14 protein-coding genes are annotated in these 15,380 nt (G+C 64.2%); 6 read left to right on the top strand and 8 right to left on the bottom strand.

What is annotated here, in order from left to right; translation table 11 throughout:
• Positions 1 to 72: 72 nt before the first annotated feature.
• Entirely contained in the window at positions 73 to 3,093 is a 3,021-nt protein-coding gene (locus MJ643_RS09850) for an FAD-binding and (Fe-S)-binding domain-containing protein (protein ID WP_208209744.1), read from the bottom strand.
• 152 nt (positions 3,094 to 3,245) lie between these two features.
• On the opposite strand from MJ643_RS09850, the gene MJ643_RS09845 reads away from it, so the two are divergent.
• Positions 3,246 to 4,130, top strand: coding sequence for a LysR substrate-binding domain-containing protein (locus MJ643_RS09845; protein ID WP_013973663.1), 885 nt, complete (start codon positions 3,246 to 3,248; stop codon positions 4,128 to 4,130).
• Between the two features lie 173 nt (positions 4,131 to 4,303).
• Here MJ643_RS09845 and MJ643_RS09840 read toward each other — a convergent pair whose 3' ends face one another.
• The 6 genes from MJ643_RS09840 to MJ643_RS09815 form a co-directional block, all read right to left on the bottom strand.
• Entirely contained in the window at positions 4,304 to 5,722 is a 1,419-nt protein-coding gene (locus tag MJ643_RS09840) for an amino acid permease (RefSeq protein ID WP_161551429.1), read from the bottom strand.
• Between the two features lie 725 nt (positions 5,723 to 6,447).
• Complete coding sequence (rluB, locus tag MJ643_RS09835; RefSeq protein WP_013973666.1) at positions 6,448 to 7,515, bottom strand: 23S rRNA pseudouridine(2605) synthase RluB; 1,068 nt, start codon at positions 7,513 to 7,515, stop codon at positions 6,448 to 6,450.
• Positions 7,516 to 7,789: 274 nt separating this feature from the next.
• Complete coding sequence (scpB, locus tag MJ643_RS09830) at positions 7,790 to 8,560, bottom strand: SMC-Scp complex subunit ScpB (protein WP_013973667.1); 771 nt, start codon at positions 8,558 to 8,560, stop codon at positions 7,790 to 7,792.
• Positions 8,547 to 9,272 carry a ScpA family protein gene (locus MJ643_RS09825; RefSeq protein ID WP_162097115.1) on the bottom strand — a complete coding sequence of 242 codons (726 nt, stop codon included), beginning with the start codon at positions 9,270 to 9,272 and terminating at the stop codon, positions 8,547 to 8,549. The genes scpB and MJ643_RS09825 overlap by 14 nt, the downstream gene beginning before the upstream one ends.
• Before the next feature lie 125 nt (positions 9,273 to 9,397).
• A complete protein-coding gene (locus tag MJ643_RS09820; protein WP_038408376.1) occupies positions 9,398 to 10,027 on the bottom strand; it encodes an L-threonylcarbamoyladenylate synthase in 630 nt (209 codons plus the stop codon).
• Positions 10,028 to 10,040: 13 nt separating this feature from the next.
• On the bottom strand, positions 10,041 to 10,901 hold the full coding sequence (locus tag MJ643_RS09815) for a PHP domain-containing protein (RefSeq protein ID WP_023661025.1): 861 nt from the start codon (positions 10,899 to 10,901) through the stop codon (positions 10,041 to 10,043).
• A 67-nt stretch (positions 10,902 to 10,968) separates the two neighbouring features.
• On the opposite strand from MJ643_RS09815, the gene MJ643_RS09810 reads away from it, so the two are divergent.
• The 5 genes from MJ643_RS09810 to MJ643_RS09790 all read left to right on the top strand — a co-directional run bounded on the left by MJ643_RS09810 (position 10,969) and on the right by MJ643_RS09790 (position 14,664).
• A complete protein-coding gene (locus tag MJ643_RS09810; protein ID WP_003259096.1) occupies positions 10,969 to 11,562 on the top strand; it encodes a septation protein A in 594 nt (197 codons plus the stop codon).
• A 1-nt stretch (position 11,563) separates the two neighbouring features.
• Entirely contained in the window at positions 11,564 to 11,863 is a 300-nt protein-coding gene (locus MJ643_RS09805) for a YciI family protein (RefSeq protein ID WP_013973672.1), read from the top strand.
• A 204-nt stretch (positions 11,864 to 12,067) separates the two neighbouring features.
• A complete protein-coding gene (locus tag MJ643_RS09800) occupies positions 12,068 to 12,745 on the top strand; it encodes a response regulator transcription factor (protein WP_013973673.1) in 678 nt (225 codons plus the stop codon).
• 101 nt (positions 12,746 to 12,846) lie between these two features.
• Entirely contained in the window at positions 12,847 to 13,263 is a 417-nt protein-coding gene (locus tag MJ643_RS09795) for a Spy/CpxP family protein refolding chaperone (protein WP_013973674.1), read from the top strand.
• Positions 13,264 to 13,323: 60 nt separating this feature from the next.
• Positions 13,324 to 14,664, top strand: a complete 1,341-nt coding sequence (locus MJ643_RS09790; RefSeq protein WP_031324419.1) for a HAMP domain-containing sensor histidine kinase — start codon at positions 13,324 to 13,326, stop codon at positions 14,662 to 14,664.
• 148 nt (positions 14,665 to 14,812) lie between these two features.
• On the opposite strand, the gene MJ643_RS09785 is transcribed toward MJ643_RS09790, so the two are convergent.
• Positions 14,813 to 15,370, bottom strand: a complete 558-nt coding sequence (locus MJ643_RS09785) for a nitroreductase family protein (RefSeq protein ID WP_013973676.1) — start codon at positions 15,368 to 15,370, stop codon at positions 14,813 to 14,815.
• Positions 15,371 to 15,380: the final 10 nt, after the last annotated feature.

Here is a 15,380-nt window from a genome sequence, read left to right as displayed (position 1 = left end):
AAAAACGTGGTCTCTCGTAGGAGCGGCCTTGTGTCGCGATGGGCTGCAAGGCAGCCCCTGGGGCCCTGAAGGTCAGCGCTGAGCGTACTGCAGCACCACCTCCAGCGGGTGGCGCATCTGCCGCTCGGTCATGCGCTTGACCTGGCTGCGGCACGAGTAACCGGTCGCCAGCGGCTCGCCTTCTTTGTCCAGCTTGGTCGCCCACGACTGCTCGAAGATGGTCCGCGAGGTGTCCTGGTTGCGCGCCTCGTGCCCATAGGTACCGGACATACCGCAGCAGCCAGTCGCCTCGGTCACCAGCTTCAGGCCAAGGCGGGCAAACACCTGCTCCCACTGCTTGGTGCTGACCGGCACGTTGGTCTTCTCGGTGCAGTGCGCCATCAGGCGGAAAGTGCCCGGCGCGGTCGGTGCCTGCTCCGGCAGCACGTCCATCAACCACTCCTGTGGCAACAGCACCTGCGGGCAGCCATCCAGGCCCGGCACTTTCTGGTACTCCTGGCGATACACCAGGGTCATCGCCGGGTCCAGGCCCACAAGCGGCACGCCGCAGTCAGCCAGGGCCTTGAGCTGGGCGGCATTGCGGATCGCCGCCTTGGCGAACGCACCGAGGAAGCCCTGAACGTGCAGTGGCTTGCCGTTGGCACTGTACGGCGCCAGGAACACCCGGTGGCCCAGACGGTGCGCCAGGTCGATGAAGGCCGACAGCAGCGGCGTCTCGAAGTAACGGGTAAAGGCATCCTGCACCAGCACGATGCTGCGCTCGCGCTGGGCCGGGGTCAGTTCACGCAGGGCCGGCACGCTGGCCACGCCGACGCGGCAGCGGGTCAGGGTGGCCTGGAAGTTGAAGCGACTGATCAGCGGGCTGTCGACCATGCCGACCTTGTCGGCCAGCAGCTTGCTCACCCACTTCGAGCCCATCACCGCGTTGTACAGCCCGGGCGCGTGGGCCAGGTACGGGATGGTGAACTCCAGCGAACCGATCAGGTAGTCACGCAGCGGGCGCTGGTAGCGGCCGTGGTACAGCTCGAGGAAGCGCGAGCGGAAGTCCGGCACGTTGACCTTGATCGGGCACTGCCCGGCGCACGACTTGCACGCCAGGCAGCCGGCCATGGCGTCGTACACCTCATGGGAGAAGTCTTCCTGGCCCTGGCTGCGCGCACGGTTGTTGCGCAGGCGTGCCGGCAGGCTCTTGAGCCACGACACCTTGTTGCGTGCCGCCGCCAGCACGTCGATATCGGCTTCGCCCTGCAGGCGCAGCCATTCGCGCATCAGCGAGGCACGGCCCTTGGGCGAGTGCTGGCGCTCGCGGGTGGCCTTCCACGACGGGCACATGGCGTCGTTGGGGTCGTAGTTGTAGCAGGCGCCGTTGCCGTTGCAGTGCACGGCGCTGGGGAAGTCCTGCCACACGCGTTCGTCGATGGTGCGGTCGAGATCGCCGCGCAGGGTTACGCCATCGACCGGGGTCAGGTCTTCGGCACTGCCCAACGGGGTGCAGATCTTGCCCGGGTTGAGCTGGTTGTGTGGGTCGAAGGCGCCTTTAAGGCGCTGCAGCGCCGGGTACAGCTCGCCGAAGTACTCCGGCACGTATTCAGAACGCAGGCCCTTGCCGTGCTCGCCCCACAGCAAGCCGCCATAGCTTTTGGTCAGCGCCGCCACGGCGTCGGAAATCGGCTTGACCAGTGCGGCCTGGGCCGGGTCCTTCATGTCCAGCGCCGGGCGCACGTGCAGCACGCCGGCATCGACGTGGCCGAACATGCCATAGGCCAGGCCGTAGCCATCGAGCAGTGCACGGAAGTCGGCGATGTAGTCGGCCAGTTGCTCCGGCGGTACCGCGGTGTCTTCCACGAACGGTTGCGGGCGTACTTCGCCCTCGACGTTGCCCAGCAGGCCCACCGAACGTTTACGCATGGTATAGACGCGGGTCACCGCCTCGGCGCCCTCGGCCAGGGTGTGGCCCAGGCGCTCGACGCTGGTGTCGTTCTGCAGGTGCTGGATGAACGCTTGCACCTTGGCATTGACCTCGGCCGGCTCGTCGCCGCAGAACTCCACCAGGTTGATGCCCAGGGTCGGGCGCTCGGGGTCGGCCGGGAAGTATTCGGCGACGCTGTGCCAGACGATATCCTTCATCGCCAGCATCAGCACCTTGGAGTCGACAGTCTCGATCGACAGCGGCTTGTGCGCCATCAACGCGTTGGCGTCACGCAGGGCATCCATGAAGCTGGTGTAGCGCACGTTGACCAGCACGGCGTACTTGGGGATCGGCAGCACATTGAGCTTGGCTTCGACCACATAGCCCAGCGAGCCCTCGGCACCGCACAGCACGCTGTTGAGGTTGAAGCGGCCCTGCTCGTCGCGCAGGTGGGCCAGATCATAACCGGTCAGGCAACGGTTGAGCTTGGGGAAGGTGGCTTCGATGAGATCGGCCTGGGTTTCCTGGATCTCCCTCGCCATGCGGTACACCTCGCCGACCCGGCCGGGCGCAGCACAGGCCTGCTCCAGCGCGGCATCGTCGATCGGCAGGCTGTGCAGGCGCTCGCCGCCGAGCAGCACGCTGTGCAGCTCCAGTACGTGGTCGCGGGTCTTGCCATAGGTGCAGCTGCCCTGGCCGCTGGCGTCGGTGTTGATCATGCCGCCGACAGTGGCACGGTTGGAGGTGGACAGCTCGGGGGCGAAGAACAGCCCGTGCGGCTTGAGCGCAGCGTTGAGCTGGTCCTTGACAGTACCGGCCTGCACCCGCACCCAGCGTTCCTCGACGTTGATTTCGAGGATTTTGTTCATGTGCCGCGACAGGTCGACGACGATACCGTCGGTCAGCGACTGCCCGTTGGTGCCGGTACCACCACCGCGCGGGGTCAGCTTGACCTGCTGGAAGCGCCCCTCGGCCATCAGCGTGGCGACCCGCGCCACATCATCGGCGTCCAGCGGGAACACCGCCGCCTGTGGCAAGCGCTGGTAGATCGAGTTGTCGGTGGCCAGCACCGTGCGGGTGCCGTAGTCGGCACTGATCTGGCCACGGAAGCCGCTGTTGCGCAGGGCTTCGAGGAATTCGGGGTAGTTGGCGCTCGGGGCAACGGTCGGCAGCTGGGCGATCATCGAAGGATGGCCTCTTGATATTGGCTAATTCACGGGATTCCTGTCGTTCCGGCATGGGTGATGACATGCGGAGGTGACGTGCAGGCCAATGTTCCTGTAGTTTCGCTTCAGGGGCAAACGGATAATCCTGCCGCTATTAATGACTTTTATGAATGAATTACCGCCATCTCACCCCGTCCATGTCGCTGCTACTGGCTTTCGAGGCTGCCGCCCGGCATGAAAGCTACACCCGAGCCGCCGCCGAGCTGTCGCTCACCCAGAGCGCGGTCAGCCGCCAGGTGCAGGCGCTGGAGCAGCAACTGGGCCTGACCCTGTTCCGCCGCGAGGGGCGCCAGGTGCAGCTGACCGATGTCGGCCGCCTGTACCAGCGCGAGCTCAGCGAGGCACTGGGGCGCATCCGCAGCGCCACCTTGCAGGCGTTGGCCTACCAGTCGGGGGTAGGCACCTTGCGCCTGGCCACCCTGCCCACCTTCGGTTCGAAATGGCTGCTGCCGCGGTTGCATGCCTTCTACAGCGCACACCCGGGCATGCTGGTGCACATACATTCACGCATCGAAGCCATCAACTTCGACACCAGCGAGATCGATGCCGCCATCGGCGTGGCCAGCCACGACCTGCCGGGGTTGATCTGCCATCGCCTGCATGCCGAGGAACTGGTGGTGATATTGCCGCCTGAGGCTGGTGCGGACAGCCAAGGCTGGAGCCCTGCACGCATCAGTGAAGAGGTGCTGCTGAATGTGGCCAACAACCCGCATGCCTGGGGCGAGTGGTTCTCGCACCATGGCCTGGCGCACCGGGCGATGCGCCTGGGGCCGAGCTTCGAGCTGACCTCGCACCTGATCCAGGCGGTACGGGCCGGGATCGGCATCGGGCTGGTGCCGCGCATACTGGTGGAGGAAGAACTGGCCAAGGGTGAGCTCTACAGCCCAGGGGTGGCATTTGCCAGCCAGCGCAGTTATTACCTGATCTACCCGCCGCGCAATGAGGCATTGCCGTCGCTGCGGGCGTTTCGCAGTTGGTTGCTGGAGCAGATCTGATTTTTGCCTGTGCCGGCCTCTTCGCGGGTAAACCCGCTCCCACAGGTATAGCGCTGCTTTCAGATCAGGTGATGTCCCTGTGGGAGCGGGTTTACCCGCGAAGGGGCCGGTACAGGCAACAAAAAACCCGAAGCCAGTCACCCGGCTTCGGGTTTTTCTATCGCCGCAGCGCCTTACTTGGCCACGCTACCAGCAGCCCCAAGGGCCTGCGCCTTGCGACGCGGCTTGACCATGTAGACCACGAACATGGCAAACAGCCACACCGGGATCGCATACACGGAAACCTGGATACCCGGGATCATCGCCATGATGCCCAGGATCAGCACCACGAACGCCAGGCAGATGTAGTTGCCATAGGGGTACCACAGCGCCTTGAACAGCGGCTTCTGGCCAGTGCGGTCCAGGTGCTGGCGGAACTTCAGGTGCGAGTAACTGATCATCGCCCAGTTGATCACCAGGGTAGCCACCACCAGCGACATCAGCAGTTCCAGGGCGTTTTGCGGCATCAGGTAGTTGAGCAGCACCGCGATCAGCGTCACGCCTGCCGACGCCAGGATCGAGCGCACCGGCACACCGCGGCTGTCGACCTTGGCCAGCGACGCCGGAGCGTCACCTTGTTCGGCCATGCCCAGCAGCATGCGGGCGTTGCAGTAGGTGCCACTGTTGTACACCGACAGCGCTGCAGTCAGGACCACGAAGTTCAGCAGGTGCGCGGCCACGTCACTGCCCAGCAGCGAGAACACCTGCACGAACGGGCTGCTGCCATAGCTGCCACCGGAGGCATCGATACTGGCTACCAGGTTGTCCCATGGGGTCAGCGACAGCAGCACCACCAGGGCACCAACATAGAAGATCAGGATACGGTAGATGACCTGGTTGATTGCCTTGGGGATCACGGTCTTCGGCTTGTCGGCCTCGGCAGCGGTGAAGCCAAGCATTTCCAGGCCACCGAAGGAGAACATGATGAACGCCAGGGCCATCACCAGCCCGCTGACACCGTTCGGGAAGAAGCCACCGTGCGACCACAGGTTGGCCACGGTTGCCTCGGGGCCGCCGCTGCCGCTGGTCAGCAGGTAGGCACCCAGGCCGATCATGCTGACGATGGCCACCACCTTGATGATGGCAAACCAGAATTCGGCCTCACCGAAGAACTTCACGTTCATCAGGTTGATGGCGTTGATCAGCACGAAGAACGCTGCCGCCGTAACCCAGGTGGGGATCTCCGGCCACCAGTAGTGGACATACTTGCCGACCGCCGAAAGCTCCGACATGCCCACCAGGATGTACAGCACCCAGCAGTTCCAGCCCGACAGGAAGCCGGCGAAACCACCCCAGTAGGTGTGGGCGAAATGGCTGAACGAGCCGGCCACCGGCTCTTCGACGATCATTTCGCCGAGCTGGCGCATGATCATGAAGGCGATGAAGCCGCAGATGGCGTAGCCAAGGATCATCGACGGGCCAGCGGATTTCATCACGCCTGCCGAGCCGAGGAACAGGCCGGTACCAATCGCACCACCGAGGGCGATCAACTGGATATGGCGGTTCTTCAGGCCCCGCTTGAGCTCGCCTGAATGCATGTTTTGTCCACTCATGAACGAAGTCACCTGCATTGTTTTTATCTGTGACGGAATCGGACCCACCGCGCTCGTGGCGCAGCGGAATGGGCAAGGTGGTTACCTTGGGTTTCCTGACCTCAGGTGCCGCCGGAGCGGGTCAACCAGGCGTGATCAAGAGTGCGCGGTACGCAAAGGAGTCACAGGTAAAACGCGGCGCACTGTATACCCCTGCAAACGCGCAGGCGTCAACGCGTTGCATCCTTTCCTCGGGAAAAAACGCAGCGATCCTGTGGTGTGGGCCTTGAAAGGCGAAGTGATCGGCGTACATGGCGCCTCCATTTGTTGTTTTGTCAGCCCGGCTCTGTGGACAGGCTTTTGCACACGGCAATGGCGGCTATAACACCGTGGGGCGGGGCTTTGGGCAAGGGTGGGCGGGGCTTTGTCGGCTGTTTTGACGGTGAGCCGGCGGCAAGGTTTGTTTACACGATTCGACCTAATCTGAAATCCGGGCTGAAACCGACCACATTCGTACAATTTTCTTTACAAGGTGGTTCAGGAACTTGCCAGTCGTCCGAAAAATTCTTTTTGTTCAGTATCTTGGGTCCGCTTTGCGGCCCTTTCGCGACACAAGGCCGCTCCCACAGGTGACGCGTTTTCTGTGGGAGCGGCCTTGTGTCGCGATGGGCTGCGCAGCAGCCCCAAATTCTCACAGCCATAAAAAACCAGCCCGAAGGCTGGTTCTGTTTCAACGCAAAGGCCAATCAGCCACGCGGTTTGCCGCGGCCACGGCCTGCCGGCTTGTCACCTTCAGGCTTGGCCGGACGCTTGCGCATCTCGCTCGGGCGTTCGGCCACGGTGCTGCCACGGCCGGTCTTGCGCGGGGCCTCTTCACGCGCCTGGCGCGCCGGGCGTTCCCCGGCAGCAGCACCTTCGTGGGCCGGGCGCAGGCTGCGCACGCGCTCGCCACGGCCCAGCGGGCGGGTCGATTTGCGCTGCAGGCGCTCCATCTTGTCCTTGGCCTTGAGCTTCATGGCTGGCAGCGCCACCGGCTGCAGGCCTACCTCTGCGGCGAGGATGTCGATTTCGCCCTGGGTCATTTCACGCCAGCGGCCCATCGGCAGGTCGGAGTTGAGGAACACCGGGCCGAAACGCACGCGCTTCAGGCGGCTGACCACCATGCCCTGGGACTCCCACAGGCGACGCACTTCACGGTTACGGCCTTCCATCACCACGCAGTGGTACCAGTGGTTGAAGCCTTCGCCACCGGGTGCCTTCTGGATGTCGGTGAACTTGGCAGGGCCATCTTCCAGCATCACGCCGGCCTTCAGGCGCTCGATCATCTCGTCGTCGACCTCACCACGCACACGTACCGCGTACTCACGGTCCATCTCGTAGGACGGGTGCATCAGGCGGTTGGCCAGTTCACCGTCGGTGGTGAACAGCAGCAGGCCGGTGGTGTTGATGTCGAGGCGGCCGATGTTGATCCAGCGGCCTTCTTTCGGCCGTGGCAGGCGGTCGAACACTGTCGGGCGGCCTTCCGGGTCGTCACGGGTGCAGATCTCGCCATCGGGCTTGTTGTACATGATCACCCGGCGGGTGGCCTCGGCGGCCTCTTCGCGCTTGATCAGTTTGCCATCCACGGCAATGGCGTCGTGCAGGTCGACGCGCTGGCCGAGGGTGGCCTCGACGCCGTTGACCTTGATGCGGCCCTGGCTGATCCAGGCCTCGACGTCACGGCGCGAGCCAACGCCAATGCGCGCCAGCACTTTCTGCAGCTTTTCGCCGGATGGAGGGGTGATCTCGGTATCTTGCAGGTCTTGCTCACTCATCTGGGCACCTCCCGGTGTAGGAATGAAATAAGGGTTCTGGCGACGAACGCGCCAAAAGGCCGCGCATCATACGCGGTTCGGCGGGGGAACGCACTGGAGGGTAGAGGGTTTTGTGGGCTTTGCGAGGGGTTTCTGCCTAATGGTTATGTATTGGCAGTACCGGCCTCTTCGCGGGTAAACCCGCTCCCACAGGTACCGCATCACTCTCAGGGCCTGTGATATCCCTGTGGGAGCGGGTTTACCCGCGAAAGGGCCAGCACAGACAACAGAAGATTCAAGGCTGCACCTTGCCCTCTTCTTCAACAGCAGCCTCAGGCTCTTCCTCGCGCAAATCATCGAAATCGGTCTTCAGCCCCTCTTCCATGGCATCCAGCTCCACCAGCAGGCTACGGAAGCTGGTCTCCTCCTTCGGCTCGGCAACCTCTTCCTCTTCCCCAAGGCTGGCATCCGCCAATGCCTGCAGGTGCGCCGGCACTGGCGCATCATCCGGGTCGAGCAGCGGCTCCGGCTCCATCTCCCGCAGCTCGGCCAAGGCTGGCAGTTCGTCCAGGCTCTTGAGGTTGAAATGGTCGAGAAACCCCTTGGTAGTGGCGAACATCGCCGGCCGCCCGGGCACTTCGCGGTAGCCGACCACGCGGATCCACTCGCGCTCCATCAGGGTCTTGATGATGTTGCTGTTCACCGCCACGCCGCGCACATCTTCGATTTCGCCACGGGTGATAGGCTGGCGGTAGGCGATCAGGGCCAGGGTTTCCAGCAGCGCGCGCGAGTAGCGCTGCGGGCGCTCTTCCCACAGGCGCCCGACCCACGGCGCAAAGTCCTCGCGAATCTGCAGGCGGTAACCGCTGGCCACCTCCTTGAGCTCGAAGGCGCGGCCGTTGCACGACTTGCCCAGCAGCTCCAGCGCCTGCCTGAAGACCTTGGGCTCTGGTCGCTCGGCTTCCTCGAACAGTTCGTACAGGCGCTCCAGGGATTGCGGCTTGCCCGAAGCCAGCAGGAAAGCTTCGATCAGCGACGCCAGGTCGCGGGGTTCATTCAGGTTCATCAGGGTCTTCAACAAGCGCCGGGCGAAGCCGCACGTGGATGGCGGCGAAGGGTTCATTCTGCACCAGTTCGATCAGCGATTCCTTCACCAGCTCGAGAATCGCCATGAAGGTCACCACCACGCCCAGCTTGCCCTCCTCGGCGGCGAACAGCTCGACGAACGGCACGAAACCGCCACCCTTCAGGCGTTCCAGCACCTGGCTCATGCGCTCGCGGGTGGACAAGGTCTCGCGGGTGATCTGATGGCTTTCGAACAGGTCGTTGCGGCGCATCACCTCGGCCATCGACACCAGCAGCTCTTCCAGGCTGACCTGGGGCAACAGCTTGCGCACCTTGGCCTGTGGCGCCTCCAGGCGCGGCACCACCACCTCGCGGCCGACCCGTGGCAATTCATCGATACCTTCGGCGGCAGCCTTGAAGCGCTCGTACTCCTGCAGCCGGCGAATCAGTTCGGCGCGCGGGTCACCCTCCTCCTCCTCGACCTCGGCCGAGCGCGGCAGCAACATGCGCGACTTGATTTCGGCGAGCATGGCAGCCATCACCAGGTATTCGGCGGCCAGTTCCAGGCGCACGCTCTTCATCAGCTCCACGTAGCCCATGTACTGGCGGGTGATTTCCGCCACCGGGATGTCGAGGATGTCGATGTTCTGCTTGCGGATCAGGTACAGCAACAGGTCCAGCGGGCCTTCGAAGGCTTCGAGGATGATTTCCAGGGCGTCCGGCGGGATATACAGGTCCAGTGGCAGCTCGGTCAGTGCTTCCCCATAGACCAGGGCCAGCTGCAGCTGCCGAGGCGTTTCGGCCTGTTCGGCCGGTGCCTCGGGCGTTTCCACCTGGCTCACGCGTTGACCAGGAACGGCGTGGGGTCGCCGCAGCCTTCACGGACCAGTTCCGGTTCATCGCCGGACAGGTCGATGATGGTCGATGCCTTGAGGTCACCGAAACCGCCGTCGATCACAAGGTCGACATGGTGCTCCAGGCGCTCGCGGATCTCGTAAGGGTCGGTCATCGGCTCGGTGTCGCCTGGCAGGATCAGGCTCACACTCATCAACGGCTCGCCCAGTTCGGCCAGCAAGGCCAGGGTAATGGCATGGGCCGGCACCCGTAGCCCGATGGTGCGCCGCTTATCGTGCAACAGCAGGCGCGGCACTTCGCGCGTGCCGTTGAGGATGAACGTGTAAGGCCCCGGCACATGTGCCTTGAGCAGCCGGAAGGTGCCGGTGTCGACCTTGGCGTACAACCCCAGCTGCGACATGTCGCAGCACATCAGGGTGAAGTTGTGGGTCTTGTCCAGCCCGCGCAGGCGCCGCACCCGTTCGATGGCCGCCTTGTCACCCATCTGGCAACCCAGTGCATAGGCCGAATCCGTCGGGTACACCACCACACCGCCCTTGCGGATAATCTCGACAGCCTGCTTGATCAGGCGCTGCTGCGGGTTCTCCGGATGAATCTGGAAAAATTGGCTCACGTAGTCGTCCTGTTCATACCGCCAAAGGCTGTTCATGGCTGAATCGGCGCCACAGAGGTGGCAGGTCCTCGGGCAAAGGCCGGTAGGCACCGATCTCGCCCCAGGTGCCGGGGCCGTGGAAGTCACTGCCAGCGCTTGCCAGCAGGCCGAACTCACGGGTAAGGATGGACATGGTGCCCACCTGCTCGGCAGGCATCATCCCGTTGACCACTTCAAGCGCCTGCCCGCCTGCCTGAATATAGTCGGCAATCAGCCTTCTGCGCTTGCTGCGGGTCAGATCGTAGTGCATGGGATGCGCCAGGCTCACCCATGCATTGGACTGGCGCAAAGTGGCGACGGTTTCATCGAGGGTCGGCCAGTGCTGCTTGACGTCCCCCAGCTTGCCGGCGCCAAGCCATTTGCGAAACGCCTCGCCGCGATCCTTGACGTGCCCGGCACGCACCAGGTACTCGGCAAAATGCGGGCGCGCCGGGGCGTTGCCGCTATCGCCCAGTTCGTGCTGCACGGCGCGAGCGCCGTCGAGGGTACCGGGCATGCCCTTGGCCGCCAGCCGTTTGTCGATTTCTTCGGCGCGCAGCCAGCGGCCACGGTGCAGCGCTTCGATCGCCGCCAGCAGGGGCGGTGCGTCGAGCGGGAAGTCATAGCCCAGCACATGGATGGTCGCGCCACCCCAGGTGCACGACAGCTCCACCCCGCTGACCCAGTGCATGCCCTTGTCGCGGCACGCCTGGCGCGCCTCGGGCAGGCCTTCGATGGTGTCATGGTCGGTCAGTGCCAGCGTTTGCACCCCATGCTCATGGGCCCGGGCGACCAGTATCGAGGGCGACAGGGCGCCGTCGGAGGCCGTGCTGTGACAGTGCAGATCAACATTCATGGAGGAGCGCTTTCGCTGGAATCGATGTTTGTTATTATGCCGTCACATCCCGATTCTGGCTGCCATTGTGAAACAATTCATCGATTTCATCCCGCTGCTGCTGTTCTTCATCGTCTACAAGCTCGACCCGCGCCCCATGGAAGTCGCCGGCCACAGCTTCGAATTCGGCGGCATCTACAGTGCCACGGCCATGCTGATCATCAGCTCGCTGGTGGTCTACGGCGCGCTGTTCCTGCGCCAGCGCAAGCTGGAAAAGGGCCAGTGGCTCACCCTGGTGGCCTGCCTGGTGTTCGGCGGCCTGACCCTGACCTTCCACAGCGAAACCTTCCTCAAGTGGAAGGCACCGGTGGTGAACTGGCTGTTCGCCCTGGGCTTCGCCGGTAGCCACTTCATCGGCGACCGGGTGCTGATCAAGCGCATCATGGGCCACGCCCTGAGCCTGCCCGATGCCATCTGGACCCGCCTGAACCTGGCCTGGATCGGCTTCTTCCTGTTCTGTGGCGCGGCCAACCTGTTCGTCGCCTTCACCTTCCAGGACTTCTGGGTCGACTTCAAGGTGTTCGGCAGCCTGGGCATGACCGTGATGTTCCTGGTAGCGCAGGGCGTGTACCTGTCGCGCCACCTGCACGACGACCCTTCTACCTCCAAACCCAAGGATTGACATGCTCTACGCCATCATCGCCAGCGACGTCGCAAACTCCCTGGAAAAGCGCCTGGCTGCCCGCCCGGCGCACATCGAACGCCTGCAGCAACTGAAGGCCGAGGGCCGCGTGGTACTGGCCGGCCCGCACCCGGCCATCGACAGCAACGACCCGGGCGAAGCGGGTTTCAGCGGTAGCCTGATCGTTGCCGAGTTCGACTCCCTCGCCGCGGCGCAAGCCTGGGCCGATGCCGACCCTTACATTGCCGCGGGCGTGTACGAAAAGGTGGCGGTCAAGCCGTTCAAGCAAGTGCTGCCTTGATCTGAGACCGCATGGGCTTCTTCGCGGGTAAACCCGCTCCTACAGGCGCAGTGCAAGCTTGAAGCCTGCGCCGTCCCTGTGGGAGCGGGTTTACCCGCGAAGAAGGCCACGCGGTACCGGCAGTTATACTGTTGCCATCAGTCTGCGGTATCTTTGCCACTGGCGGGCCGAATAGTCGCCGTCAATGGTTGAATTGAGTGAGTCATGAGCGAGCTGTTACTGATAGATGATGACCAGGAGCTGTGCGAGCTGCTCGGCAGCTGGCTGACCCAGGAAGGGTTTACCGTGCGCGCCTGCCACGATGGCCAGAGCGCACGCCAGGCCTTGGCCACACATGCCCCGGCGGCCGTGGTGCTGGACGTGATGCTGCCCGACGGCAGTGGCCTGGAACTGCTCAAGCAGTTACGCAGCGAGCATGCCGAACTGCCGGTACTGATGCTCTCGGCCCGCGGCGAGCCGCTGGACCGTATCCTTGGCTTGGAACTGGGCGCCGACGACTACCTGGCCAAACCTTGCGACCCGCGTGAACTCACCGCTCGCCTGCGTGCCGTGCTGCGCCGCAGCCACCCCACCGCCACCACCAGCCAGGTGGAGCTGGGCGACCTGGTCTATAGCCCTGCCCGTGGCGTGGCCAGCATCGATGGCCGTGAAATGACCCTGACCCTGTCCGAAAGCCGCATTCTCGAAGCGCTGCTGCGCCAACCCGGCGAGCCGCTGGACAAGCAGGAACTGGCGCAGATCAGCCTGGGCCGCAAGCTGACCCTGTACGACCGCAGCCTGGACATGCACGTCAGCAACCTGCGCAAGAAGATCGGCCCCCACGCCGATGGCCGGCCACGCATCGTCGCCCTGCGCAGCCGTGGCTATTACTACTGCCTCTGAACATCTTTACCGAGCCTTTACCATCCGCTGACCGCGCTTGACGGTGATCTCCCTAGACTGTGCTCATCCGGTAACCACCGGCCCATGAAAGGAGAGACACCATGCGCAAGACCCTTATCGCCCTGATGTTCGCCGCCGCCCTGCCGACCGTGGCCATGGCCATGCCTGAAGGCGGCATGCGCCACGATGGCCCACATCATCGCGGTGATGCGCCTTTCCACCAGCTGGACCTGAGCCGTGACCAGCGCCAGCAGATCGGCAAGCTGATGGGCGAGCAGATGAAACAGCGCCGCGACATTACCGAGCGCTACCTGTCCAAACTGCCGGCCGCCGACCAGAAGGCGATGAAGGACGAACTGCAGGCCAACCGCGACAAGACCGACAGCGCGGTCCGCGCCCTGCTCAAGCCCGAGCAGCAGAAGAAGTTCGACGAACTGCAGAAGGAACGCGCCGCACAGAAAGCCGAGTGGCAGGAGTTCCAGGCCTGGAAAGCTGAAAAAGGCAACAAGGCCCAGTAAGCTGTCCGCCCGATGCCCGGCCCGCCTCAGTGCGAGCCGGGCTTTTCTTGTTAGCAGGAGGTGCACTTGCGTTCACTGTTCTGGCGCATCCTGGCCAGTTTCTGGCTGGCCATCACCCTGGTTGCGGGCCTGTCAATCCTGCTGGGCCACATGCTCAACCAGGACGCCTGGATCCTCAGCCGCCACCCGGGCCTGAATACCCTGGCCAGCAAGTGGGCCAAGCATTACGAACAGGAAGGCCTGGCTTCGGCACAGCATTTTTTGGAACGGCGCAAGGACCGCTACAAGATCGACGTGCAGGTGCTCGACGACAGTGGCGAAGCCGTGGTGCCCGGCACCTTCCCGCGCCGTGCGGCGGCCTTCGAGGCACGCCAGCACAATGACCAGCGGCGCCTGCCGTGGCGCCGGTTGACCGAGGAATACACCAGCCCCGACACCGGCCAGACGTACCTGCTGATCTACCGCATCCCCCACCCGGCGCTGGATGCCTGGCACCGCGAAAGCCTGCTGTGGCCGCTCAGTGCGCTGGGCATTGCCCTGGTGGTGCTGACCCTGTTCAGCCTGCTGGTGACCCTGTCCATTACCCGCCCGCTCAGCCGTCTGCGCAGCGCCGTGCACGACCTGGGCCAGACCACTTACCAGCAGAACAGCCTGGCGCAGCTGGCGGCGCGACGTGACGAATTCGGCGTACTGGCCAAGGACTTCAACAAGATGGGCGCGCGCCTGCAAAGCACCATCGGCAGCCAGCGCCAGTTGCTGCGCGATGTGTCCCATGAATTGCGTTCACCGCTGGCCAGGCTGCGTATCGCCCTGGCCTTGGCCGAGCGCGCCGAGCCTGAGCAACGTGAAGCGCTGTGGCCACGCCTGACCCGCGAATGCGACCGCCTGGAAGACCTGATCAGCGAAATTCTCGCCCTGGCACGGGTCGATGCCGAACAGGCCCATGCCGAGCCGGTGGACCTTAACGCCCTGCTCGGCAGCGTGCGCAAGGATGCCCAGCTCAGCGCACCGGAGCAGGATGTGCGCCTGGAGGCTCAGCCGGGGTTGACCTTGCAAGGTTGGCCAACGCTGATCGAGCGTGCCGTGGACAACCTGCTGCGCAACGCCCTGCGCTTCAACCCGCAGGGCCAGCCGATCGAAGTCAGCGCCGTGCGCGAGCAGGACCGTATCCTGATCAGCGTGCGTGACCATGGGCCGGGGGCGGCGTCGGAGCACCTTGCACAGTTGGGGGAACCGTTCTTCCGTGCGCCGGGGCAGGAAGCGCCGGGGCATGGGCTGGGGTTGGCGATTGCACGCAAGGCGGCGGAGCGCCATGGTGGCAGCCTGGTACTGGAGAACCATCCACAGGGGGGCTTCGTGGCGCGGCTGGAGTTGCCTGTGACTGAAGCGACAGGCAGTTGATTTGATGTAAATGCATCCGGCCTCTTCGCGGGTAAACCCGCTCCCACAGGTAACCGTGCAAGGCCTGAAACTTGCGCCACACCTGTGGGAGCGGGTTTACCCGCGAAAGGGCCGGATGCCTTGATACTGCAATCAGCTCAAGGCTGCGTTACTCGCCCCAGGCACTGACGAAATCAGCAGTTTCCAGAATCGGCGCGGTGCGCGGCTCGGTCAGCGGCGTACCCACATACAGGTAACCGATCAGCTCCTCGTTCGCGGCCAGCCCCAGGCCCTTGTGCACATGGGCATCGAAAGCCATGTCCCCGGTGCGCCATACCGCACCGATACCTTGCGCATGCGCCGCAATCAGGATGCCGTGCGCGGCACAGCCCGCCGCCAGCCGCTGTTCGGACTTGGGCACCTTGAAGTGGTCCTGCAGCTTGGCAATCACCACGATCAGCAACGGCGCCCGCAGGGGCATGGCGCGGGCCTTGTCCAGGGCTGCCTGGGTGGCATCCCCCTTGTGCTGCAGCGCTTCGGCGAACAGCTCACCCAGCTTCTCGCGGCCCTGGCCTTCGATGGTGAGAAAGCGCCACGGCCGCAGCTGGCCGTGGTCCGGGGCGCGCAGGGCGGCCTGGAACAGCGCCTCGCGCTGGGCGGCATTGGGCGCCGGGTCGGTCAGGCGTGGCACGGAAACACGGTTGAGCAATGCGTCGAGAGCCTCCATCGGCTACCCT

The sequence above is a fragment of the Pseudomonas sp. PNPG3 genome, assembly GCF_023093815.1.
Lineage (GTDB): Bacteria > Pseudomonadota > Gammaproteobacteria > Pseudomonadales > Pseudomonadaceae > Aquipseudomonas > Aquipseudomonas asiatica.
The sequence above is the reverse complement of the archived record's forward strand: the minus strand, read 5'-3'. Positions and strand labels throughout refer to the sequence as shown.